Genomic DNA, 23,303 nt, shown 5'->3' on the forward strand with positions numbered 1-23,303 from the left:
GTCGCGCAGCACCCGGCACCGCGGCGGGAGCAGAATGGGGTCGGTCCCGCCAGCGGCCGGACCTCGACCGCTACGGAGACATGCATGAACCCCACCGGGAGCTTCCGCGCCGCCCGCGACACCCTCCTGCAGCACCGCACCGATGCGGTCGCCGCGAACGAGGCCTTCCAGTGGCCGGACGTCGGGCCCCGCTTCAACTGGGCGGTGGACTGGTTCGACGCGATCGCCATCGGCAACGAGCGCCCCGCCCTCTGGATCGTGGAGGAGGACGGCTCCGAGGAGAAGTACTCCTTCGACCGGATGCGCTGGCGCTCCGACGAGGTCGCCGCCTGGCTCCACTCGGTCGGCGTCGAGCAGGGCGATCACGTGATGCTCATGCTCGGCAACCGCCTCGAGCTGTGGGAGTCGATGCTCGCGATCATGAAGCTCGGCGCGGTCATCCTCCCCACGACGACCCTGCTCTCACCCGCCGATCTGGCCGACCGCCTCGAGCGCGGCGAAGTCGCGCACGTCATCGCGGACGCCTCCGAGACAGCCAAGTTCGACGAGATGGAGGGCGGCTTCGGCCGCATCGCGGTCGGCGGCGCCGTCGAGGGCTGGCTCGACTACGCCGACTCGCTCGAGCCCTTCGGCATCAGCCCGACCGTGGTCGTCCAGAGCTCCGATCCGTGCCTGATCTACTTCACCTCCGGCACCACCTCGAAGCCCAAGATGGTCGTGCACACGCACGAGTCGTACCCCGTGGGGCACCTCAGCACGATGTACTGGCTCGGCGTCCAGCCGGGCGACGTGCACATGGCGATCAGCTCGCCGGGCTGGGGCAAGCACGCGTGGAGCTGCTTCTTCGCGCCGTGGAACGCCGAGGCGACGGTGTTCGTCTACAACTACAGCCGCTTCTCCCCCACCGCTCTGCACCAGCAGCTCGACCGGGCCGAGGTCACCACGTTCTGCGCGCCGCCGACCGTGTGGCGGATGCTGATCCAGTCGGCGCTCGGAGTGAAGCCGCGCGCGCTGACCGAGATCCTCTCGGCGGGCGAGCCGCTCAACCCCGAGGTCATCGCGACCGTCGAGCGGGAGTGGGGACTCACCATCCGCGACGGCTACGGCCAGACCGAGACCACCGCGATCATCGCGAACCCGCCCGGCGCCCCCGTGGTCCCCGGAGCGATGGGCCGCGCGCTGCCCGGCGTCGCCATCGCCCTCGTCGATCCGCTGACCGGCGAGCCCGCCTCCACCGGTGAGATCTGCCTCGACCTCTCCGTCGAGCCCGTCAACCTGATGTCCGGCTACCTCGGCGACGAGGACCGCACCGAGCGCGCCCGCGCCGACGGCTACTTCCACACCGGCGACGTGGCGGTCCGCGCGGTCGACGGCACGATCACCTTCGTGGGCCGCACCGACGACATCTTCAAGTCCTCCGACTTCAAGATCTCGCCGTTCGAGGTCGAGAGCGTGCTGCTGCAGCACCCCGCCGTCGCCGAGTCCGCGGTGGTGCCGGCTCCGGACGAGGTGCGCCACAGCGTGGTGAAGGCGTACGTCACTCTCGCCGAGGGCTGGGAGCCGACCGCCGAGACGGCGAGCGCGATCTTCGCCCACACCCGCGAGCTGCTCTCCTCCTTCGAGCGGGTGCGGCGCCTCGAGTTCCACCCCCTGCCCAAGACGATCTCGGGCAAGATCCGCCGCGTCGAGCTGCGCGAGCGCGAGGAGGAGGCGTTCCGCCGCGGCGAGGAGATCCCCACGGAGTGGCGCGCCGACCGCCTCTAGGCGCGGGGGCCCTCGTCCGCCGGGACACCGCCGAGACCGCCGCGGCACCGCTGAGACGGCGGCGTCCCGGCGGGGCGGTGGTGTCTCGAGGGGATGCGGTGGGCCGGGACGTCGGCCGCCGGTGACCAGCGGGAGCGGGTGCCGTCAGCACGGAACCAGCGCGGCGTCGGCGGCGTCCGGATCACAGGCCGGCGATCAGCTCGGCGTCAGCGCGGGCGGACGGCGATCAGCTCGGCGTCAGCGTGGGCGGACGGCGATCAGCTCGGCGTCAGCGCGGGAGTACAGCGATCAGCTCGCCGTGGTCGCGGACGCCGGGGGCGCTGCGGCGGAGCGAGTGGGTCACCTCGAGGCAGGCCTGCTCGGCGAGGGCGCGCATCTCGGCGAGCGGATGGAACCACGCCGGTGCGACGGCGTGCGCGAACGCCTCCGTGCGCGGCCCTTCGAAGAAGCCGATCAGCAGGCTTCCGCCCGGTCGGAGGTGCGCGGCGAGCGCCGCGACCGCGCCGGGCAGCTCCGCCGGCGGCAGGTGGATGAGCGAGTACCACGCGAGAACGCCCCCGAGGCCGTCGACGTCGAGCTCGAGCGCCGAGCCGAGCCGGAACGGGACGTCCGGGAACCGCGTTCGAGCCAGCGCGACGAACTCCGGCACCGGGTCGACGCCGACCGCGGCGGCTCCGCGGCGCTGGAGGAACTCCGTCCAGTGCCCGGGCCCGCAGCCCACGTCGGCGACCGTGCCCTCCAGCCCGTCGGCCCACGACCCGATCAGCTCGCGGTCGGCCGCGGGCCCCGCGTCGACCGATCCGAGCAGCGCCGCGTACTCCTCCGCCCGCGCGCCGTACGCGTGCCGCACCTCGTCCATCCGGTGAGCGTAGGCCGTCTCGAAACGGCGCGCAGCGGGCACTCGGAGGCGCGTGGCACGTTCCGCGGTGCCGTTGGCGCAGCTCGGCGGCACGGTCCACTGGCGCGTTCTGACGTTCTGGCGCGCCTGCCTCGTGAGCGTTCGCGCCCGGCCTCCCGAGGCGCTCGGCGAGGACGGATCATCGAGGTGCCGCGCCCCGTCCCCGCCCCGAAGGAGACCCGATGACCCCTGCCGACGCCGCCCCCGCCCTGCCCGCCGCCGCCCTCGTCTTCCCTCTGCTCGTCGGCGTCGCGCTGCTCGCCTCGGGCGCGACCGCCCTGCTCCGCGCCGCTGGTCCTCATGGCGTCCGGAGGCGCCTCGAGGAGTCCCGCGCCCGCGCCGCGGCCCTCGGCGGAGGTCCGGGCGCGCGCGGATGCAGCGCTCCCGGCGTCCTCCCGGCCTGCCTGCGGGTCGTCGTCGGCGCCCTCCTCCTCCTGGCCGCCGGCCCGGCCTACACCGCGGCCGCCCTCGTCGCCGCAGCCCTCTGCGCACTCGCCCTCGCGCACGCCGTCCGCCGCTTCGCCCAGGACTCGGAGGGCGACCCGCCCGCCCCGGCCGCGGTCGCCGCCACGGCCGCGCTGCTCGCCTTCGCCACCGTCGCCGCGGCCCAGGGGATCCTCGGATTCACGGGCGTCCCGGAGCACCTCCGGGAGTTCGACCAGCAGGACCTGAGCTGGGCGGCCGCCCTCGTCGGAGTGGTCGCCGCGTGCGGCCTCCTGCAGCTGGCGGGACGCGGAGCGGAACCGGTGGCCGCACCGGCGGCGGGCGTCAGGCGGCGCGGCTGATGCTCGGAGCTACGACGCTCGATGCGCCTCCGCACCTCGTCCTCGACGGCAGCGCGGTGCGGCTCGCGCCCGCGTGCGGCTCCGTCGCCGTGATCACCTTCTGGATGCAGTTCCACAACTCCGGCACCTCCGCCCTGCACGACCTCGCCCTGTTCTGCGGCTCCTTCACCGACGGCTCGGGCGCCGAGCTCGACTACGACGAGGCCCCGGTCACCGTGGTCGGCCGGCCCGAGCGGGTCGCCCCGGGAGCGGGATTCGTGGCCGTCGCGCACTACACGATCGCGCCGCTGAGGGCGCCCCGGACGCTCCGCCACTCCATCGTGCTGCGGGGCCGCACGAGCGACGACCGGCCCTTCACCGACGTCGCCGCGCTCGAGGTCCACGTCGATCCGAGGCGCACCCCGGAGGTCAGGTTCCGTCCCCCGATGGCGGGATCCGACACCTTGCGGTGGAGGTGAGCGACGATGCGATCGCATGAAGACTTCTCACCACCGGGCCGGATCGGCCAGGGTAGAGGGATCGCGTCGTACGGAGGACGCGCCAGAGGAAAGGACTCCGCCGTGAGGGGAATCGCAGAAGGCAGCCGACCGATCGTCGATCGCGGAGTGTCCCGCCGGGACACCGCGGCGGCCGCGTGGCTGGCCCAGAGCGGCGTCGACGTCCGCGCGAACGGCGCGTTCCGCATCGTGGCCGACACCCTCTGCAGCGACGGCGTCGACGTGCTCCGGATCTGGCACTCGCCGGCCCGCCTGCACCGCACCTCCGCCGCCGGCCCGGGCGTCCGCCTGATCATCCCGCTCGAGGGCGCGCTCGTGATCCAGCCGGACGATCCGGCGGCGCTCGAGGTCCGCGTCGCGCCGGGTGACATCGCCTTCCTCCACTGCGACTCCCCGTTCACGATCGTGACCGACACCCCGAGCGCCCGCACCGAGATCGCCCTCGACCGCCCGCTGCTGGGCCTGGTCGACTCGGCCGACCGCGGAGCCGTCGTCACCGAGGCCGACGCGGCCAGCCGCGGCATCCTGCTCTCGACCGTCAACGCGACCTTCGGCTCCACCCTCGACGCCGACTCCCCCGCCTTCCCCCTGGTGCGGGCCGCCGTCGAGCAGCTGGCGGGCGCTGTGCTGGCGACCTCGCTGCCGCGCGAGAGCAGCGAGGACGTCTACACGCGCGCCCTCGCCCTGATCGCCGCGATGTCCACCGACCCCCGCCTCTCGGTCCAGGAGATCTGCGAGCGCCTCGGCGTCCCGAAGCGGACGCTGCAGCGCACCTTCGCGCGGAACGGCACCACCGTGTTCGACGAGATCCGCCGCGCACGCCTCACGACCGCGCGCGCCCTCCTCGGCGGGAGCGACTCCCCGCCCTCGCCCGAGCACGTGCTGAGCAGCTACGTCCGCTCGCAGCGCCTGCGCCGCGACCTGCTCCACCTCGAGACGGTGCCCGCCTCGAAGCTGGGCTGATTCCGGGGCCGCAGCGCTCGCAGGGTCGGTGGGCACGGTCGGCGACGGAGGTCACCTCGTTTGCCCGCCTCCGGTCCGGACGCTCCGGCTCGGAGGCACCGTCTCCGCAGCCGCCCCGCGCTCAGCCCGGGTACGGCACCGACGCCGCCGGCCACCCCGACGCCGCGAGCTCCGCGCGCAGACGGTGGTGGTGCTGCACGGCGCCGAGGGAGTCGGTGCGGAAGGCGATCGCGAGGGCCGCGTCGGCCCAGTAGGCGTCCCAGCCGGAGTAGCGCTCGAAGACGCGGTCGCCGACCGCGGCCAGCAGCTCCCAGGCCCGCGCCGCCGGGAGGTAGCCGGCGACGTAGGCGTAGCGGATCGCGCCGATCGTGCGCTCGGCGTCGCCCGCGAGCAGGAGCAGCGGCGGACGCCCGTCGACCGCCTGGGCGAGCTCGAGGAGGTGGAACTCGCTGCCGCCCGTGAGCGCGGCGACTCGGGAGCGCATCCGCTCGGCGTCGGCGGAGGCCGAGACCTCGGCGAAACGGGTCGAGAGCGGCCCGCGGGTGAGCACGTCGGCGACCAGCAGCTCGACGTCGTCGGCCGAGGCGATGCGGAAGTCGCGGTCGAGCGCGACCCGGTGCTCGACGAGCGGATGCAGCGGCAGCTGCTGCCAGGGCGCTCCTTTCGCTCCGTCGGCGTAGCGGCGCCGCAGCTCCTCCGGGAGCTCGGCCCAGGAGGGCTGGAACGCGAGGGAGGAGTTCCAGCCGGCGAACGAGAAGTCGCTGACCGCGTCGAGCGCGAGCAGCTGCTGCTGGCGGAGGGACGGGGTCGGCGAGTCGGCCGCGCCGAGGTAGGCGAGCTGCTCGCGGCGCGGCGCGCGCGCATCCCACTGCTGGAAGCCGACCGTGGCGGCGAGCAGCCCGAAGGCCAGTGCGAACGCGAACGCCGTGAACGCGACGACGCTCTCGCCGCCGCCGAGCGCGAGCCCCCATGCGAAGCCGACCAGGCCCACCGGAGCCGCGAAGGCCGTCACCAGGAGGGCGCGGCGTCCGGCGCCCTGCCCGCGCCGGTGCGCATCGGCCGCCCGCGCGTAGCGCAGCCGGGGTCGGACGGGGAACTCGACGTCTCCGGGATGGTTCTGCAGCGGCACGGTCGCAGCCTAGGGGCGCGGGTCGCGTCGATGTGTGCTTGCCTGGTCGCATGACTCTCGCCGAAGCACTCCTCGAGCGGGCCGACCTGCAGAAGCGGATCGAGGCCCTCCAGTCGCGGATCGTCGCGAACGCCTCCTACCAGGAGGGAGAGGAGCCGACCGAGGACCCGGCCGAGCTGCTCGCCGATTGCACGCGCGCACTGGGCGAGCTCGAGCGGCTGGTCACGGCGATCAACCTCACCAACGCGACGGCGACCACTCCCACCGGCGAGGTGCTGACCGCGGCGCTCGCCCGGCGCGAGGCCCTGCGCGCCCGGCACAGCCTCCTGACCCGCGCGGCCGACGCGGCCGCCGGCGAGCGCGGCTACCGCCAGCTCCGGAGCGAGCTGCGCCGCCTGCCCGCGCTGCCGGTGCGGGAGCTGCGCGAGCAGGCCGACGCCGTGGCGCGCGAGCTGCGCGGGCTCGACGCCGACGTCCAGAGGACGAACTGGGGGGTCGAGCTGCAGAGCTGACACGAGACGCGGTGAGTCGGTAGGCGCACCGGAGCGAGCACGCACCGTCGGGCCGGCGGTTCATCCGGCCCTCTGTCACGCGGTGGGCAGCGTCCCGGCTCCGGCCGTCACTCACAGCCCAGCACCGAGGACCGGTGACCGCGCAGACAGGACACCTCATCACCATGTGCTGGCCGGTGCGCCGAGGGCGGGTTCGGGGACCTCACCGCGTCTCGGGCGTGCGCGGACGCACGTCGGGTCGGGCCGGGACCTTCCCGAACGGGCGCGTGGGCGCACGCCGGGCTCGGGGCTGCGGCTCCTCGAACGGGCACGTGGACGCCCGCCGGGTCCGGGCCGGTGTCCGGCCGCCTCCCCCCGGCCGCGCCCGCCCTCCCCGCCGCTCAGTACTCGATGCGCCCGCGCCGGTCGTGGAACTCGCCCGTCGGCCCGTCGGAGCCGAGCAGAGCGAGCGAGACGGTCGCGTCCGTGCCCTCGGTGACGGTCTGGTGCCCGCCGTGCCCGTTGAAGTCGGTCGCGGTGTAGCCGGGGTCGCTCGCGTTGATCCGCATCGCCGGCAGGTTCTTCGCGTACTGCACGGTGAGCGCGACGACCGCCGCCTTCGACGCCGCGTAGGGGATCGCGGTGACGGGGAACTCGTCGTGGCCCTCGGTGCTCAGCCAGCGCGGCCAGCCGACTCCGGACGCCACGTTCACGACGACCGGGGCCGCGGAGGCCCGCAGCAGCGGGAGCGCGGCCTGCGTGAGGCGGACGATGCCGACGACGTTCGTCTCGAGGACGCCCGCCATCGCCTCCGGGGTGAGGTCGTCGACGCCGAACGAGGTGCCGAGCACGCCGGCGTTGTTGACGAGCACGTCGAGCCCGGGCAGGGAGGCGATCGCGGAGTCGACGCTCGCCTGATCGGTGACGTCGAGGCGCACGGGGTGGGCGCCGAGCGCGCGGGCGGCGTCGCCGTCGGCGGTGTCGCGCATGCCGGCGTAGACGGTGTGGCCCGCCTCGAGGAGTCGGCGGGCGGTCTCGAGGCCGAGGGAGCGGTTCGCTCCGGTGATGAGTGTCGTGGTCATGCGCCCATCCTGCGCGGGTGGTCGGGCCTCGACCAGGCCGCGCTCGACGGGGGGACCGGCAGTACCTGGCTCGGCGACGGCGGGCGGAGGAGGATGGGCGGCATGGAGGAGTTCGCCACGGTGCTGCGCTCGTGGCGCGACCGCATCCGTCCCGCCGACGTCGGCCTGCCCGCGGGCTCGGGCCGCCGAGCCACGGGCCTGCGCCGCGAGGAGCTGGCGGCGCTCTCGGGCGTGAGCGTCGACTACCTGGTGCGGCTCGAGCAGGGACGCGCGCGGAACCCCTCGCCGTCGATGCTCCGCTCGCTCGCGGTCGCGCTCCGGCTCACGGACAGCGAGCGCGACCACCTCTACCGGGTCGCCGGCGCCGCCGTCCCCTCGCCGGGCGTCGTGCCGCAGCACGTGAGCCCGGGCGTGCAGCGGATCGTCGACCGCCTGGGCGACGTGCCGCTCGCGGTGTTCACGGCGGCCCACGACATCCTGCTGTGGAACCCGCTCTGGGCCGCCCTCAACGGCGACCCCTCGGTGTACACCGGGCTGGAGCGGAACCTCGTCTGGCGGCACTTCACCTCCGGCCACGCCGGCACCGAGTTCGACGCGCAGCACGAGGAGGACTTCGCGAGCGACCTCGCGGCCGACCTGCGCGCGGCGACCGGACGCTACCCGCGCGATCCGGCGCTCGCCGCCCTCGTCGCCCGGCTGCGCGAGGAGTCGCCCGAGTTCGAGCGGCGCTGGGCGGAGGCGCGCATCGCCGAGCACCGCGCGAGCCGGAAGACGGTGACGCGGACGCCCGTCGGACCGATCACGATCGACTGCGACGTGCTCACGGCTCCGGGCACCGACCTGCGGATCGTCGTCTACACGGTGGCGCCGGGCAGCGAGGACGAGGCGCGGCTCGACCTGCTGCGGGTGACGGGGCTGCAGGCGCTGAGCACGGCGCCGGCGTGAAGCGGGCAGGCGCGGCTGGGGCGCGCACAGCGGAGCGGGGCGCTGGCTGAACCGGGCTGAGCTGAGTCGAGCGGGCCGGGCTGAGCCGAGCCGCCGGGCGGGGTAGGCCGGGCTCGTCCCACGACGGGCGGGACTCGGCGCGGCCGACGGCGCAACCTGCCGATGCGAGCGAGCGGCGGCGAGCGACGGCCGAGGTGCACGGCGAGGCGCGTCTGCGGGGACGTCCGCACCCCCGGCCCCCCGCCTCCCTGCTCAGGACGCGCAGTACGCGGTGATGAACGCGTAGAGCTCGCCCTTCTGCTCGGGGGTCGCGGCGACGACGACGGTGCCCTGCCGGCCCGCGGTCTCGACGGTCATCGGCAGGCGGGTGCCGACCTTGTCCTCGGCGAGCGCGTGGGTGTCGCAGCGGGTGGGGACGGCGTCCAGGACCACGGAGTCGAGGGTTCCGGCGGGCACGGAGCGGTCGAGGGTCCAGGCGTCGGCGGCGTCGGGCGGCTGCAGCAGGATCGTGGCGTCGACGCTGCGGAGCACGAGTGGGGTGCCCCGGACGTCGGCGGTGATGGTGAGGCGCGCCGGCTCGTGCGCGGCGCCTCCGGACGTGTCGATCCGCAGGGCGAGGTCGGCGTCGACGGTGCGGGCGAAGCATCCGGACCGGGCGAGAGCGTCGACGAACGAGAACGGGTCGTCGGCGGGGTACGCGTGCTCGCCGTGGCCGTCGATGGCGAGGACGACCTCGAGCGCAGTGGGCGCCTCCGCGACCGGGCAGGCGGGCTCGGGCACGTCGACGCGGAGGTCGCGCGAGGTCCCGTCGGGGACGCCAGTGCCGCCGGTCCAGGTGAGCGGGACGGCGAGGCGCGGGTCCACGAGGCGGGCCGCGGTGACCTCGATCGGGGCGCCGCTGCCGTTGGATACCTCGAAGACCATGGTGCCGCCGGCGATGTCGGAGCGGTTCTGCTGGACAGAGACGGTGACCCCGGGAGCCGGGGCGGACGGGGCGGAGGAGCGGGCCGGGTCGGGGGCGGCCTGAGCCGGGGTGGCGGTGGTCGCAGCCGCGGTGGCCGCCGCGGTGCCACTCGGGGCGCCTGTCGCGCCTGCCGGCGCGCAGGCCGCGAGGGCGGGCAGGAGGAGCAGCGCGGCGGCGAGGGCGCGGAGGCGTCGCATCGTGCCTCCCTCCGCTCGCCGTCAGTCTGGCGCCCCGGACCCCTCTCCGCGAGCGGGCGCTCCGCCTCCCCAGCTCGATCGATGCGTCACGAACGGTCGCCACGGCGGCCGGATGACGACCGTTCGTGACGCATCGCCGGAGCGACGGGGGTGAGGACGCGGGGACGCGCACCCATTCGGGTGTGCGTCCGCTCCGAAGAGAGGCGGAGATTTCAGGAGGAGACAGATGGCACGCGGCAGATGGCACGTCGGCACGATCGTCGCGCGAGTGCGCGCATCCGCAGCGATCGGGGCCTCCGGGCTCGACGCGGTGGAGAGGGCGGAGCGCCGGGCCGAGGTCCTGCGCATCGCCGGAGGAGTCGACTCCGGTCGTCTCGGCGACGACCAGGCGATCGCGGCGTTCGGCCGGATCGTCGACGGCCTGCAGACCGACCTGCCCGGCTCGGCGCTCGGCGCCTAGCCCGCGAGGCCGGCGTCCCGGCACCCGCCCGGAGCGGACGCCCGCCGGGCCGACATCCCGAGCCTCCGCGCGGCGCTGAGATCCGCCGGGGCGAGCGTGCCGACGGCCCACTGGGCGCGGAGACCCGCCAGCCCGGCACCCCGAGCGCCCGCGCCCCGCTACCCCAGCGTCCCGAGCGCGATCCGCGGCAGCAGCCGCTGGATCGCGACGGCCGCCGCGCCGCGCGCCCACTCCACCAGCCCGCCGTCGTCGACGAGCAGCGCCAGGGGCGGAGCGTCCGGGTCGCGCGTGGCCGCGATCGCGGCGTCCACCACCGCGGCCTGCTCCGTGTAGAGGGCGACGCCCTCCCCGGCCAGGATCACCGTGCCGGACATCGAGAGGTTGCCGATCGCGGCGATCATCGTCCCGAGCGCCGTGCCGGAGTCGGCGAGGATGCGCTCGGCACCGGGGTCGCCCGCGCGAGCGGCGGCGAAGCCCTCGGCCAGGGTCAGCTCGCGGCCGGTGGCGACGAAGAGCTGGCGGAGGAGCGAGGGCAGGCTGAGCATCGCGGTCGAGCAGCCGCGGTGGCCGGCCTCGCAGACGGGGCCGGTGGGATCCAGCGGGTAGTGGCCGCCCAGGCCGAGCCCCGCCTCCGGGGGCGCGACCACCCGGTCGTGCACCACCAGTCCGTAGCCCACGCCCGCGCCGACGGTGAGCACCGCGAAGTGCGGGATGCCGCGGCCTCGCCCGAACCAGTGCTCGGCGCCCGTGAGCGCGACCACGTCGTTCTCGAGGGCGACCGGCAGCCCGAGGGCGGCGGAGAGCGGAGCGGCGAGGTCGACGTCGCGCCAGCCGAGGAACGGCGCGCGGCTCACCCGGCCGTCGGCGGCGATGCTCCCGCCGAGCGTCACGCCCAGGCCGGCGAAGGCGGAGGGGCCGCCGAGCTCGTCGACGACCGAGACGATCGCGGCGATCACGTCGGCGGGCTCCGTGCCCGGCAGCGGGCGGACCAGCTCCCGCTCGGTCCGCGCGCGCAGGTCGGTGCGGACGGCGAGGACCTCGGTGCCGGTGATCTTCACGCCCGCGAAGCTCAGCGCGTCGGCGCGGATGTCGAGCGGTCGGGCGGGGCGGCCGACTCCGGTGCTCTGCTCGGGGCCCTCGACGACCAGGCCGCCGTCGAGGAACGGGCGCGCGAGCCGGGTCAGGCTGGCGGGCGAGAGGCCGAGGCGGCGGCCGAGCTCGGCCCGCGAGACGGGACCGTGGATCAGGACCTCGCGCGCCAGGAGCTCGGAGGAGCTCCCGGAGGCGTCCTCGGCGACGATGGTGTCGGTCACGGGGCTCCTTCTTTCCGGCCTGGTAGAAAGCTACCGGCACTGCGCCGAACCAGGAACGGATCCGGCCACTCCTGCCGCTCTTGACACCCCTATTACTTCTACTCTAGAAATAAGCCATGCACCGCAGCATCGCCCCCACGAACGACTCCGTGACCCTCTCCGGCCGGGAATCGCGCCTCTTCCACTTGCAGGACGGGGGCACCAGCGTCGTCGTCGACGCCCGCCTCGTCAGCTTCCCCACGATCGTGCACTGGGGCGCCGCGCTCGGAGATCTTTCCGCCGCCGAACTATCCGCCCTGGCAGACGCCGCCCTCCCCCAGCGCGTCTCGGGCGGGCTCGACGCCTTCGCGCCGTTCGGGCTCGTCGCCGTCGAGGCCGACGGCTGGCAGCACGCCCCCACCTTCGAGGGCACCCACGAGCGCGCGGCCGCGTCGGAGCGGTTCGAGGTCGAGAGCATCGAGGCGCTCGGCTCCGCCCTCCGGACCGTCGCCACCGGCGCGGGCGTGCGCCTGACCGTGGACCTCGAGGTCGACGCGGCCGGCCTGCTCACCCAGCGCGCCCGGGTCAAGAACCTCGACGCCCGCCCGTTCCGCCTCGAGCGCTTCGAGCTCGGCTTCCCGCTCCCCGCGACCGCGCGCGAGATCCTCGACACCACCGGGCACCACCTCCGCGAGCGCCACCCGCAGCGCCGCCCGCTGACCATCGGCGAGCACACCCGCCGCACCCGCCGCGGACGCCCCGGCGCCGACGCGACCCTCCTCCTCGCCGCGGGCACGCCCGGCTTCGGCTGGGAGCGCGGGCTCGTGCACGGCGTCCACCTCGGCTGGAGCGGCGACAGCTCGCTCCGCGCCGAGCGCACCGTCGAGGGCGTCTCGCTCCTCGCGGCCGGCGAGCTGCTGCGGCCCGCCGAGATCGAGCTCGCGCAGGGCGAGAGCTACGAGACGCCGGTCGCCTACGGCTCCTGGGGGGACGGGCTCAGCGCTCTGCAGGCCCGGTTCCACGCGTCGCTCCGCGCCCGCCCGCAGCACCCCGTCGCTCCGCGGCCCGTCACCCTCAACACCTGGGAGGCCGTCTACTTCGACCACGACCTCGCTCGCCTCACCGCCCTCGCCGAGCGGGCCGCGCGGATCGGGGTCGAGCGCTTCGTGCTCGACGACGGCTGGTTCCTCGGCCGCCGCGACGACACCGCGGCGCTCGGCGACTGGACCGTCGACCCTTCGGTCTGGCCGGAGGGCCTCACTCCGCTGACGGACGTCGTCACCGGCCTGGGCATGCAGTTCGGCCTCTGGGTGGAGCCCGAGATGATCAGCCCCGACTCCGACCTGGCCCGCGCGCACCCGGAGTGGATCCTCGGCCCGGCCGGCCACCTCCCGGCCTCGGGGCGGCAGCAGCAGGTCCTCGACCTCTCGCAGCGCGGCGCGTTCGAGCACGTGCTCGACGCCCTCGACGCGCTGCTGATCGAGTACCCGATCGCGTACCTCAAGTGGGACCACAACCGCGACGTCATCGAGGCGGTCTCGCCCGCCACCGGCCGCTCCGCCGTCCACGAGAACGTCCTCGCGCTCTACCGCCTGCTCGACGAGCTGCGGTCCCGGCATCCCGGCGTCGAGATCGAGTCGTGCGCCTCCGGGGGCGCCCGCGTCGACCTCGGGATCCTCGCCCGCACCGACCGCATCTGGACGAGCGACTGCATCGACCCGCTCGAGCGGCAGACCATCCAGCCCTTCACCCAGCTGGTGGTGCCGCCCGAGCTGATGGGGCAGCACATCGGAGGGCCGCGGTCGCACTCGACGCAGCGCACCCACTCGCTCGCCTTCCGCGCCGGCACCGCGCTGCCCGGCCACCTCGGCATCGAGTGGGACGTCTCGGATCTCGCCCCCGCCGTCGAGGAGGAGCTGACCGCCTGGGTCGCCTTCCACCGCGAGCACCGGGCGCTGCTGCACACCGGGACGGTCGTGCGCGCCGACCTCGCCGACGACGCCGCCTCGCTCTCCGGAGTCGTCGCCGCCGACCGCTCCGCCGCCCTCTTCACCTTCACCCAGCTGCGCACCGGCGAGACCTACCCGCCCGGACGGATCACGCTCCCGGGCCTGGACCCGGAGCGCACCTACTCCGTGGCGCTCGCCCCGGTCACGTCGCCGCTCGGCGGCCCCGGGCAGTCGCCGCTCGGCTGGGCCGAGCACGGGACCGCGCTCCGCGGCCGTGTGCTGGGCACCGTCGGGCTCCAGGCCCCCGTCCTCGATCCGGAGCAGCTCGTCGTGCTCGTGCTCATCGCCCTCTGACCCGCCCTCCCGGCTCCGGAGCCGACCCGCTCCACGGCCGCCGCACCTGCTCTCGCACCGCCCTCCGCGGTCGAGCGCGCCCTGAGACCTGTCCCCACGCGCAAGGAGGCGCCGCATGTCCGCTCATCCGCATCCCCCCGGGTTCTCCCGGCGGCTGTTCCTCTCGGTGCCGCTCGCCGCGGCGTCCGCCGCCGCCCTCGCCTCCTGCGCCTCCTCCGGCGCCGGCGACGGAGTGACCACGCTCGACTTCTTCCAGTTCAAGGCGGAGGCGGTGGAGGACTTCGCGCGGATCATCCGCGAGTTCGAGGCGGCCAACCCGGACATCCGGGTCATCGCCAACAACGTGCCCGACCCCGACACGGCCATCCGCACTCTGCTCGTCAAGGACAAGGTGCCGGACGTGCTGACCCTGAACGGCAGCGGCTACTACGCCGACCTCGCGAAGGCCGGCGTGTTCCACGACTTCACCGGCGACGAGCTGGTCGAGCGGGTGAACCCGGCGGCCCTCGACATCCTCGCCGCCCTCGGCAGCTTCGAGGGGAAGGAGGTGAACGCGCTCGCCTTCGCGAACAACGCGGACGGGATCCTCTACAACCGCACGATCTTCGCCGAGAACGGGATCGAGGTGCCGACCACCTGGGACGAGCTGATCGCCGTCTGCGAGACGCTCACCGCCGCCGGGATCACTCCCTTCTACGGCGCCCTGCTCGACAACTGGACCGGCGCCCCCGCCTTCAACGCGCTCGGCGGGCAGCTGCAACCGGACGGCTTCTTCGACGCGATGCGCGAGGAGGGAGCGGCGCTCGGCCCCGACTCCCCCGTCTCGTTCTCGAAGGACTACGCGACGACGATGGAGCGGCTCGGGCAGCTCTTCTCGTACACGCAGGAGGGCTCGTTCGGCCGCGGCTACGACGACGGCAACCAGGCCTTCGCCGCGGGTGAGGCGGCCATGTACCCGCAGGGCATCTGGGCGATCAACCCGGTGCGCACGAACAACCCGGACATCGACCTCGGCGTCTTCCCCTACCCGGTGCTCGACGACCCGGCGGACACGCGGGTCACCTCGGGCGTCGACGTGGCCGTCGCCATCGGCCGCGGCACTCCGAAGCTCGACGCGGCCCGCCGCTTCGTCGACTTCCTGCTGACCCCCGGAGTCGTCGAGCCCTACGTCGCGAGCCAGGCCGCCTTCTCACCGCTGGTCGGCGCCGCACCCAACTCGGACCCCACGCTGGCCGAGCTGCAGCCCTACTTCGAGCAGGGACGGCTGATCGGCTTCGTCGACCACCAGATCCCCGCGAGCATCCCGCTCAACCCCACGCTCCAGGCGTTCCTCGCCAGCGGGGACGCCGACGCGGCGCTCCGGACCCTCGACAGTGAGTGGCGCAAAGTCGCGGCACGCACGACCAGGAAGTGACCCCATGACCACGACCACGACGGCCGCCGCGCAGGCGGTGGCGACCACTCCTCCGCCGCCCGCGCGCCGCAAGCGCACCATCGGGCGCACCTCGAAGACCTTCTACTGGATGACGGTCCCCGCCGTCCTGCTCTTCTTCGTGCTCCACACGGTCCCGGTCCTCACCGGAATATTCTTCAGCTTCACGGATTACGCGGGCTACGGCTCCTGGGACCTGATCGGCGCCTCGAACTACCTCGCGCTCCTCCAGGACGACCGCGTCTGGAAGGCCTACGGGACACCTTCGGCTTCGCGATCGTGGCGACCGTGCTCGTGAACGTGATCTCGCTCGCCATCGCCGTCGCCCTCAACGCGCGGATCAAGTTCCAGACGGCGTTCCGCGGGATCTACTTCATCCCCTACGTGCTCTCGACCCTGGTCATCGGCTACGTGTTCCAGTACCTCTTCGCGAACTCGCTGCCGCAGATCCTCGGCGCGATCCCGGTGATCGGCGAGAACATCCTCGCGAACGCCGACTGGGCGTGGGTGGCGATCGTGGTGCTGGCGGTCTGGCAGGCCTCGGCCTTCTCGATCATCATCTACCTCGCCGGACTCCAGACCATCCCGGGCGAGCTCTACGAGGCGACCTCGCTCGACGGAGCGGGGAGGTGGCGGCAGTTCACCTCGATCACGTTCCCGCTGATCGCCTCCTTCTTCACGATCAACATGGTCATCTCGATGAAGAACTTCCTCCAGGTGTTCGACCACATCATCGCCCTCACCAACGGCGGTCCCGGCACCTCGACGGAGTCGATCACGCTGCTGATCTACCGCGGCGGCTTCCAGGGCGGCGAGTACGCCTATCAGACGGCCAACGCCGTCCTCTACTTCCTCATCATCATCGTGGTCTCGCTGATCCAGTTCCGAGTCCTCAGCCGCAGAGAGGCGTCGTTCTGATGACATCGACCATCACCCCCACGACCGCCATCGCCCTCGGCGAGCCCGAGGGGCGGCGCCGGCCCTCCCGCGACACCTACCGGATCAACTGGTGGGCGACCGCGCTCATCGCGGTCTGCTCGCTGACGATCCTCCTGCCGCTCTACTTCGCCGTCGTGACCGCGCTGAAGACGCCCGACCAGCTCGGCGGCACCGGGTTCGAGCTGCCGACCTCGATCTCGTGGGGCAACTTCGCCGAGGCGTGGACGGCGACCCGCTTCCCGCAGGCCTTCGTGAACACCGCGCTGATCACGGTCGGAGCCGTCGTGCTGACGCTGTTCTCGAACTCGATGGTCGCCTACGCGGTCGCCCGGAACATGCACAGGCCGTTCTTCAAGGGCGTCTACTTCTACCTGCTCGCCGCGGTCTTCGTGCCGTTCCCGATCATCATGCTGCCGGTGGTGAAGGAGACGGCCCTGCTGGGCCTGGACAACCAGGCCGGGCTGATCCTGCTCTACGCCGTGTTCGGGCTCTCGATCAACACGTTCATCTACACCGCCTTCATCCGCTCGATCCCCATCGAGCTCGAGGAGGCGGCGCGCACCGACGGCGCCTCGACCTGGCGGACCTACTGGCAGGTGATCTTCCCGCTGCTCGGCCCGATGAACGCGACCGTCGGGATCCTGACCTGCGTGTGGGCGTGGAACGACTTCATCCTGCCGCTCGTGGTGCTCTCGGACCCGTCCGCCCGCACCCTGCCGCTGGCCGAGTACGTCTTCCAGGGGCAGTTCAACACGAACTACACCGTCGCCTTCGCGTCCTACCTGATGGCGATGGCGCCGCTGCTGATCGTGTACCTCTTCGCGCAGCGCTGGGTGGTCAGCGGAGTGATGCGCGGGTCGATCAAGTAGCGGTCGCGGCGAGCGCCGCCTCGAGCAGGTCCGTGAGCACGGTGCCTCGCGAGCCCGCGTCCTCCGGGTGCCACTGCACGCACCAGAGCGGCGCGGACTCGTGCCCGAGGGCCTCGACGGTGCCGTCGTCGGCGCGGCCGACCACGACGAGGCCCTCGCCCGGACGGTCGACGGCCTGGTGGTGGGAGCTGCGGACGTCGAGCTCCGCGGCGCCGAGGATGCCGGCGAGGGCGCTGCCCGGCTCGAGCACCACGCGGTGGTCGACCATCCCCGACAGGTGCTCGCCGGGGACCGACCGGCCGACGTGACCCGCGCCGGGCAGGTGCTGCACGAGGTCGCCGCCGAGGGCGACGTTGACCAGCTGCATCCCGCGGCAGATCCCGACCAGCGGGGTCCGCGTCTCGACGGCACGGCGGACGAGCGCGATCTGCGCGCGGTCGGCCGCGGGGAAGGACTGGCCTCGGTGCGGGTCGTCGGGCCGGCCGCCGTAGAGGGACGGGTCGACGTCCTCCCCTCCGGTGACCACGACGGCGTCGGCGGCGGCGAGCCGGCGCTCGAGCTCGGCGGCGCCGGCCTGCTCGGCAGGGACGCGGTCGACCACGAAGCCCGCGGCGGTGGCGGCCGTGACGACGCTCGCGGTCAGCAGCTGCAGCTCGATCTCGAACTCGGGATCCTCGCGGCCGCCGTCGGCGACGTCGACGACGAGCAGGACGGGGCGGTCGGAGGCCATGCGGACATCGTGCCACCCGGCCGGCTCCTGCAGAACGTCGGCGGAGAGGAGGGCCCGTGCGTCGGCGGGCGAGGGATCGCGCTCTCGGCGGGCGTTCTGCACGAGCCCGCAGACCTCTCCCGGGGTCTGGTCAGGATCCGGTACCGCGATCTAGGATGTTCACTTTCACATCCCGTGCGAAGACGCACACCTCCGCGGCCCTGCGGATCGTGCCTCGACGCCGCACCCGATCACGAGGGCCTATCTGCATGAGACGATCACGATCGGCGGTGAGGACCGCTCTGGCGGTCGCGACCGTCGCCGCCACGGCGCTGCTCGGCGCCACGGTCCCCAGCTCCGCCTTCGGAGCCACCGAGACCCCGCTCCTCCACTACACGTTCGACACCGCCCCCACCGGCACCACGGTCGCCGACACCAGCGGCAACGGCTACAGCGCGACGCTGCGCGGCTCCGGGGCCCAGTTCCGCAACGGGCTCATCAGCCTCCCCGGCGGATCCGCCGCGGCCGCCCCCTACCTCGAGATCCCCACCGCCGGCCTCGTCGGCAAGAAGGACCTGACCTTCTCGACCTGGCTCGCCCACAAGGGCGGGACCGGCAACGTCGCCGCCGCGTTCGTCGGAGCGCCCGTCGCCTCCGGCGCCTCGTTCTCCTCCGGCTACTGGCTGCTCAACCCGAGCAACCTCTCCGGCTACACCAAGTCGGTCGTCACCAACTCGGTCAACGCGGGCGCTCCCTACAACACCGAGGTCGGAGCCGGAGCGACGGGCACCCCGACCGTCGGCGCGCGCACCCCCTCGGGCCTCTCGCTCTACACGACCGTCATCGACGGCTCGACCGGCAAGCTCACCGTGTACGTCAACGGCGCGCAGATCTCGCAGAGCACGATCGCCCGCGACGTCTCCTCGTTCGGCCCGTCGCTCGTCGCGTACATCGCGCGCTCGACCTACAACGACCCGGGCTGGAACGGCGAGATGGACGACTTCGCCGTCTACGACAGCGCCCTCAGCAGCAGCTCCGTGCAGGCGCTCTACTCCTCGCAGGCCCTCGACCGCGCCGTCGCGTCGGTCACGGTGCCCACGGAGGCGACCGCCGGCTTCACGGTGCCCACCACCGCCAGCGGCGTCGGCATCACCTGGACGTCGAACAGCGCGGCCGTGGCCATCACCGGCGGCACCGCGACCGTCACGCGCCCCGCCGCGGGGCAGCCGGACGCCACCGCCACCCTCACCGCCACCTACAGGGTCGGCACCGAGACCCGCTCGGTCGACTACGCGGTGCGCGTCGCCGCGCAGCTGGACGACGCGACGAAGGTCCAGCGCGACCTCGCCGCGATCGCCATCCCGAACGTCGGCGACATCCGGACGAACGTCTCGGTGCCCACCACCGGCACGCTCGGCTCGAGCATCGCCTGGAGCGTCGTCAGCCCGAGCGGAGCGACCGTCCGCGACGGCAGCGCCGCCGGCACCCGCACCATCGACGTCGACCGCCCCGCGACCGGGAGCCCCGCGATCGACGTGGTCGTCCGCGCGACCGCGACCAGCGGATCCACCACCCGGACCCGCGACTTCACCCTCCGGGTGCAGCCGCTCCCCGCCGGCACCGACGACACCGAGGCGTACGTCTGGGCGTTCTTCACCGGAGAGGGCGACGGCGCCGAGCGCATCAGCCTCGCCGCCTCGAAGGGCAACGACGCGCTGAGCTGGAACACGCTGAACGGCGGCAAGCCGGTCTTCACCTCGAACCTGGGGACGATGGGCCTGCGCGACCCGTTCATCATCCGCTCGCACGAGGGCGACAAGTTCTTCATGCTCGCCACCGACCTGAAGATCGACGGGCTCCCCGGCGGCTTCGACACCGCGCAGAAGTCGGGCTCGAAGTACATCGAGGTCTGGGAGTCGACCGACCTGGTGAACTGGTCCGCCCAGCGCCACGTCAAGGTCTCCACCGACTTCGCCGGCAACACCTGGGCCCCCGAGGCGTACTGGGATGACGAGCTCCAGACCTACGTCGTCTTCTGGGCCTCGAACATGTACCCGACCACGAACACGGCCGATCGCGCCTCCGTCACCTACAACCAGATGATGTACGCGACGACCGAGGACTTCACCTCCTTCTCGGAGGCGAAGCCGTGGATCGACGTCAAGCGCGGCGCCGGCAAGGGCACCATCGACTCGACGGTCGCGAAGGACGGCGACACCTACTACCGCTTCACCAAGGACGAGGCGTCGATGACCCTCCGCGAGGAGAAGAGCACGGACCTGCTGGCCACCGTCTCGGGCTCACTGCCCGGCACCGGCGGACCGGCGGACGAGTGGTCGCTGGTCAAGGAGAAGGTGGCCTCGGGCCTGCCCAACGGCGAGCCCGGGAAGACCTTCACCAGCGGCGAGGGCCCCAACGTCTTCCCCGCCAACGAGGGCGACGTGAACGGCCTCGACTGGTTCCTCTTCATCGACCAGCCGAACTACCACGACGGGCCGAACCACTACATCCCGTTCGGCACCGACGACCTCGCGAACGGCGACTCCTGGCAGCCGCTCGGAGCGAAGCTCCGCACGGGCCTGCCGCAGAACGCCGACGGCGGCAAGCCGCGCCACGGCACGGTCATCCCGGTGACGCGCTCCGAGTACCAGAAGGTGCTCGAGGGCTACGCCCCCGGCCTGGCCGTCGCCTCGGTCGCTCCGCTGACCGCGACGACCACGGTCGGCACCGCGCCGGCCCTGCCCCGCGCCACGATCACGACCGCCGCCGGCACCACCAGCACGGTCGACGTGGCCTGGGACGCCGTCGCGCCCGCCGCCTACGCCACGGCCGGGACCTTCACGGTCTCGGGCGTCGCGCAGGACGCGTCGCGCATGCCTGTGCAGGTCACGGTCACCGTGCAGTCCTCGCTGAAGGTGAGCGCGACCGCCACGTCGCGCTGCGTCGCCGGCAAGGTCGTGCTGACGGTCGTCGGCAAGAACGGAGACACGGTGCCCATGGACGTCTCGATCAGCACCCCCGAGGGCATGAAGACGATCGCCGGCGTGAAGCCCGGCGCCTCCGGCTCCGCCGCGTTCACGGTGCGCTCGACGCAGCTCGCCGCGGGCGAGGCGACGGTCACCGGCACGGCCACGGTCGGCGGCAAGACCGTCACGGCCACGGCCACCGCGCCCTACAGCGCGCGCAGCTGCGGCTGACGCACGGCACTCCCCGGGAGCCCGTCGCACCTCACCGGTGCGGCGGGCTCCCGGCGTCGTGCGGGGGGAGCCGGGAAACCGCCCTGACGCCGAGACGCCGCCGCCTCGGCCGCGCTTCGACGGACGGCGCGGCGCCTCGTCACGCGGGCGGGCCCGGGGCGGCCCGCCCGGCGTCATCCGGCGACGGCTGCCTATCCGGCTTCGAGCAGGTCGCGGACGCTGCGCGGCTCGCGTCCGAGGAGGCGCCCGAGCTCGGGGCCGGTGCCCGCGAAGAAGCCGCGCTCGGCCGCCCGGTGCATCCCGAGGGTGAAGCGCACGAGGAACTCGGGCTGACCTGCCGCGACGCGCGCGGCGACCCACTCGTCATCGCCGAGGACGCGCAGCTCGACGGGCCGCCCGCCGACCTCGGCCGCGATCCCGGCGATCTCCTCGAACGTCGGAGCCTCCGTCGCGGTCAGCGTGACCGGCCCGTCCTGCGGGCTCCCCGAGAGGAGGAGCCGGGCGGCCGCCTCCGACTCGTCCTCGCGGGCCGTCCACGAGACGCGGCCGTCGGAGGGGACCTCGATCACTCCGGTCTCCCGCCACGGTCCGAGGAACAGACCCAGGCTGTGCGCGTAGAAGCCGTTGCGGAGCGACGTCCAGGCGAGTCCGGACTCGGCGAGCAGGCGCTCGGTCGCCGCGTGGTCCCGGCCCGGGCCGAAGGGGGTGTCGGCGGCGGCGCCCTGGTGGCTCGTGTAGAGGACCCGTCCGACTCCGGCCGCGACGGCCGCCTCGACGGCGGTGCGGTGCAGGGCGACGGCGTCGGCCCGCGGGTCGCTCGAGGAGACGAGGAGCAGCTGATCCGCTCCGTCGAAGGCGGCCGGGAGGGAGGCGGGGTCGGCGTAGTCGCCGACGCGCACCTCCACTCCGCGCTCCGCGAAGCGGGCGGCCTTCGAGGCGTCGCGGGCGACGACGGCGATCCCGGAGGCGGGGACGGAGTCGAGGAGGTGGTCGACGGTGGCGCCGTTCAGAGCGCCGGTGGCACCGGTCACGATGATCATGGGGAGAGCCTTCCGATGAGGGGTATCAGCGATACCACGACGAGGATAACTACGGAATTCCCTTGATAGCAACCGTGCGCTACCGTCGATACGTGACCAGCCCCACTCCTCCGACCGACACGCGCCTGCGCATCGTCGAGGCGGCCGCCGGCCTCCTCCGCGACGAGGGCCCCGCCGCCGTCACCACGCGAGCGGTCGCCCAGGCGGCCGGGCTGCAGGCCCCGGCGATCTACCGCCTCTTCGGCGACAAGGACGGCCTGCTCGAGGCGGTCGCGGAGCACGTGCTGGCCACCTGGGTCGACTCCAAGGCGCGGACGGTCGAAGCGGCCGTCGCCGGGGGCGTCGACCCGGTCGAGGACCTGCGCTCGGGCTGGGCCGCGCAGGTGGAGTTCGGCCTGGCCAACCCCGCGCTCTTCCGCCTCCTCAGCGATCCGGGCCGCGCCTCCGGATCGCCGGCCGCCCTCTCCGGGCGGCGGGTCCTCGCCGCGCGCGTGCAGCGAGTGGCCGCCGAGGGCCGCCTCCGCGTGCCGGAGGAGCGCGCCGTCGGCCTCATCCAGGCGGCGGGCACCGGCGTGGTCACCACCCTGCTCTCCACCCCCGCCGCCGACCGCGACCCCGGTCTCGCCGACGCCGCGCTCGACAGCGTGCTCGCGGGGATCCTCGCCGACCCGCCCTCCCCCGGCGACGGCGGGCGGCTCACCGCCCTCGTCGGCGTCCGGGCCCTCGCACCGGAGCTCGTCGGCCTCACGCCCGCGGAGCGCCTGCTGCTCGCGGACTGGCTCGACCGCGCCCTCGCGGCGGCTGAGCAGGAGTGACGGGCGCGCAGGAGTGACGGGCGCGCAGGAGTGACGGGCACGCTTCCACCACAGGAGTGACGGGCGCCGTCCCGCCGCGGGGACGACTGCGCCTCCGTCCCGCAGAGGCGCGGGCTTCGCGGCTAGGCGCGCCTGCCGTCGGGCGGGAGGATCGACGCCTGGATGAGCGGCACGGGGAAAGGAGGGCATGTTGAAGCTGTGGAGCGCATCGAACGCGTTCCTCTACCTCGGCAGCGTCAAGGAGAACGACTTCCTCCAAAACGTCTCCGAGCTCGTCGGTGACTACGACCGCGAAACGACCTCCGCCAGCTATAACAAGGGCGTCCGCTCGACCTCGACCGCCTTGAAGCGCGAACGGATCCTGACCGTGGACGAGCTCGGAGCGATGCCCCGCGGCCGCGCCGTGATGCTCTCTACTGGCTCCCGCGCCGCGCTGCTGCGCACCGTGCCCTGGTACGAGGGCACGAAGGAGAAGGTCGCAGCGATCAAAGCCAGACGTGTTCTCGGGCGCGGACCGGCTCGTCGCTGACGA

The 23,303-nt window shown here is 73.6% G+C and carries 22 protein-coding genes; 15 read left to right on the top strand and 7 right to left on the bottom strand.

Annotated elements, in window-relative coordinates; genetic code table 11:
- Positions 1–84: 84 nt before the first annotated feature.
- Entirely contained in the window at positions 85–1,764 is a 1,680-nt protein-coding gene (locus C5C95_RS05095) for an AMP-binding protein (protein WP_104257451.1), read from the top strand.
- A gap of 268 nt (positions 1,765–2,032) precedes the next feature.
- On the opposite strand, the gene C5C95_RS05100 is transcribed toward C5C95_RS05095, so the two are convergent.
- Positions 2,033–2,623, bottom strand: coding sequence for a trans-aconitate 2-methyltransferase (locus tag C5C95_RS05100; protein ID WP_104257513.1), 591 nt, complete (start codon positions 2,621–2,623; stop codon positions 2,033–2,035).
- A 221-nt stretch (positions 2,624–2,844) separates the two neighbouring features.
- On the opposite strand from C5C95_RS05100, the gene C5C95_RS17095 reads away from it, so the two are divergent.
- The 3 genes from C5C95_RS17095 to C5C95_RS05110 all read left to right on the top strand — a co-directional run bounded on the left by C5C95_RS17095 (position 2,845) and on the right by C5C95_RS05110 (position 4,907).
- Positions 2,845–3,447: a hypothetical protein gene (locus C5C95_RS17095; protein WP_146083594.1), complete on the top strand. Its 603-nt coding sequence runs from the start codon at positions 2,845–2,847 to the stop codon at positions 3,445–3,447.
- Positions 3,447–3,905, top strand: a complete 459-nt coding sequence (locus C5C95_RS05105; RefSeq protein ID WP_104257452.1) for a hypothetical protein — start codon at positions 3,447–3,449, stop codon at positions 3,903–3,905. The genes C5C95_RS17095 and C5C95_RS05105 overlap by 1 nt, the downstream gene beginning before the upstream one ends.
- Positions 3,906–4,007: 102 nt before the next feature.
- Complete coding sequence (locus tag C5C95_RS05110) at positions 4,008–4,907, top strand: helix-turn-helix domain-containing protein (RefSeq protein ID WP_181125565.1); 900 nt, start codon at positions 4,008–4,010, stop codon at positions 4,905–4,907.
- Positions 4,908–5,028: 121 nt separating this feature from the next.
- Here C5C95_RS05110 and C5C95_RS05115 read toward each other — a convergent pair whose 3' ends face one another.
- Positions 5,029–6,036: a DUF1266 domain-containing protein gene (locus tag C5C95_RS05115; RefSeq protein WP_104224022.1), complete on the bottom strand. Its 1,008-nt coding sequence runs from the start codon at positions 6,034–6,036 to the stop codon at positions 5,029–5,031.
- 50 nt (positions 6,037–6,086) lie between these two features.
- Here C5C95_RS05115 and C5C95_RS05120 point away from each other — a divergent pair, with 50 nt between their 5' ends.
- Positions 6,087–6,548, top strand: coding sequence for a DIP1984 family protein (locus C5C95_RS05120; protein WP_104224023.1), 462 nt, complete (start codon positions 6,087–6,089; stop codon positions 6,546–6,548).
- A gap of 380 nt (positions 6,549–6,928) precedes the next feature.
- Here C5C95_RS05120 and C5C95_RS05125 read toward each other — a convergent pair whose 3' ends face one another.
- A complete protein-coding gene (locus C5C95_RS05125; protein WP_104323950.1) occupies positions 6,929–7,609 on the bottom strand; it encodes an SDR family NAD(P)-dependent oxidoreductase in 681 nt (226 codons plus the stop codon).
- 102 nt (positions 7,610–7,711) lie between these two features.
- On the opposite strand from C5C95_RS05125, the gene C5C95_RS05130 reads away from it, so the two are divergent.
- On the top strand, positions 7,712–8,554 hold the full coding sequence (locus tag C5C95_RS05130; RefSeq protein WP_104248302.1) for a helix-turn-helix transcriptional regulator: 843 nt from the start codon (positions 7,712–7,714) through the stop codon (positions 8,552–8,554).
- 252 nt (positions 8,555–8,806) lie between these two features.
- On the opposite strand, the gene C5C95_RS05135 is transcribed toward C5C95_RS05130, so the two are convergent.
- Positions 8,807–9,715, bottom strand: coding sequence for a hypothetical protein (locus C5C95_RS05135; RefSeq protein ID WP_104323951.1), 909 nt, complete (start codon positions 9,713–9,715; stop codon positions 8,807–8,809).
- 226 nt (positions 9,716–9,941) lie between these two features.
- Between C5C95_RS05135 and C5C95_RS05140 the strand changes: the two genes are divergently transcribed.
- Positions 9,942–10,175: a hypothetical protein gene (locus C5C95_RS05140; protein WP_104287992.1), complete on the top strand. Its 234-nt coding sequence runs from the start codon at positions 9,942–9,944 to the stop codon at positions 10,173–10,175.
- 158 nt (positions 10,176–10,333) lie between these two features.
- On the opposite strand, the gene C5C95_RS05145 is transcribed toward C5C95_RS05140, so the two are convergent.
- Positions 10,334–11,488 (bottom strand): ROK family transcriptional regulator, encoded by a 1,155-nt coding sequence (locus C5C95_RS05145; protein ID WP_104239577.1) that lies wholly within the window; start codon positions 11,486–11,488, stop codon positions 10,334–10,336.
- A gap of 116 nt (positions 11,489–11,604) precedes the next feature.
- Between C5C95_RS05145 and C5C95_RS05150 the strand changes: the two genes are divergently transcribed.
- The 5 genes from C5C95_RS05150 to C5C95_RS05165 all read left to right on the top strand — a co-directional run bounded on the left by C5C95_RS05150 (position 11,605) and on the right by C5C95_RS05165 (position 17,010).
- The gene (locus tag C5C95_RS05150) at positions 11,605–13,770 is read left to right on the top strand and encodes an alpha-galactosidase (protein WP_104323952.1); all 2,166 of its coding nucleotides are present in this window, start codon (positions 11,605–11,607) and stop codon (positions 13,768–13,770) included.
- Positions 13,771–13,885: 115 nt separating this feature from the next.
- Complete coding sequence (locus C5C95_RS05155) at positions 13,886–15,184, top strand: ABC transporter substrate-binding protein (protein ID WP_104257458.1); 1,299 nt, start codon at positions 13,886–13,888, stop codon at positions 15,182–15,184.
- A gap of 4 nt (positions 15,185–15,188) precedes the next feature.
- Positions 15,189–15,500: a hypothetical protein gene (locus C5C95_RS17795; RefSeq protein ID WP_258072625.1), complete on the top strand. Its 312-nt coding sequence runs from the start codon at positions 15,189–15,191 to the stop codon at positions 15,498–15,500.
- Positions 15,482–16,120 (top strand): carbohydrate ABC transporter permease, encoded by a 639-nt coding sequence (locus tag C5C95_RS05160; protein ID WP_258072626.1) that lies wholly within the window; start codon positions 15,482–15,484, stop codon positions 16,118–16,120. Before C5C95_RS17795 ends, C5C95_RS05160 begins: the two co-directional genes overlap by 19 nt.
- Positions 16,120–17,010, top strand: a complete 891-nt coding sequence (locus C5C95_RS05165; protein WP_347877594.1) for a carbohydrate ABC transporter permease — start codon at positions 16,120–16,122, stop codon at positions 17,008–17,010. The genes C5C95_RS05160 and C5C95_RS05165 overlap by 1 nt, the downstream gene beginning before the upstream one ends.
- Here C5C95_RS05165 and C5C95_RS05170 read toward each other — a convergent pair.
- A complete protein-coding gene (locus C5C95_RS05170; protein WP_146087050.1) occupies positions 17,003–17,740 on the bottom strand; it encodes a gamma-glutamyl-gamma-aminobutyrate hydrolase family protein in 738 nt (245 codons plus the stop codon). The two genes, C5C95_RS05165 and C5C95_RS05170, sit on opposite strands and share 8 nt — an antisense overlap.
- A 269-nt stretch (positions 17,741–18,009) precedes the next feature.
- Here C5C95_RS05170 and C5C95_RS05175 point away from each other — a divergent pair, with 269 nt between their 5' ends.
- Positions 18,010–20,916 (top strand): immunoglobulin-like domain-containing protein, encoded by a 2,907-nt coding sequence (locus C5C95_RS05175; RefSeq protein WP_181125567.1) that lies wholly within the window; start codon positions 18,010–18,012, stop codon positions 20,914–20,916.
- A 191-nt stretch (positions 20,917–21,107) separates the two neighbouring features.
- On the opposite strand, the gene C5C95_RS05180 is transcribed toward C5C95_RS05175, so the two are convergent.
- Positions 21,108–21,956 carry an NAD(P)H-binding protein gene (locus C5C95_RS05180; protein WP_104323955.1) on the bottom strand — a complete coding sequence of 283 codons (849 nt, stop codon included), beginning with the start codon at positions 21,954–21,956 and terminating at the stop codon, positions 21,108–21,110.
- A 92-nt stretch (positions 21,957–22,048) separates the two neighbouring features.
- On the opposite strand from C5C95_RS05180, the gene C5C95_RS05185 reads away from it, so the two are divergent.
- Together C5C95_RS05185 and C5C95_RS05190 are read left to right on the top strand one after the other, a co-directional pair.
- Positions 22,049–22,771 (top strand): TetR/AcrR family transcriptional regulator, encoded by a 723-nt coding sequence (locus tag C5C95_RS05185; RefSeq protein WP_104273706.1) that lies wholly within the window; start codon positions 22,049–22,051, stop codon positions 22,769–22,771.
- A 187-nt stretch (positions 22,772–22,958) separates the two neighbouring features.
- Entirely contained in the window at positions 22,959–23,300 is a 342-nt protein-coding gene (locus tag C5C95_RS05190) for a TraM recognition domain-containing protein (RefSeq protein ID WP_104287999.1), read from the top strand.
- Positions 23,301–23,303 lie beyond the last annotated feature (3 nt).

It is taken from the genome of Rathayibacter sp. AY1B7, assembly GCF_002932735.1.
In the GTDB taxonomy this organism is placed as follows: Bacteria; Actinomycetota; Actinomycetes; order Actinomycetales; family Microbacteriaceae; genus Rathayibacter.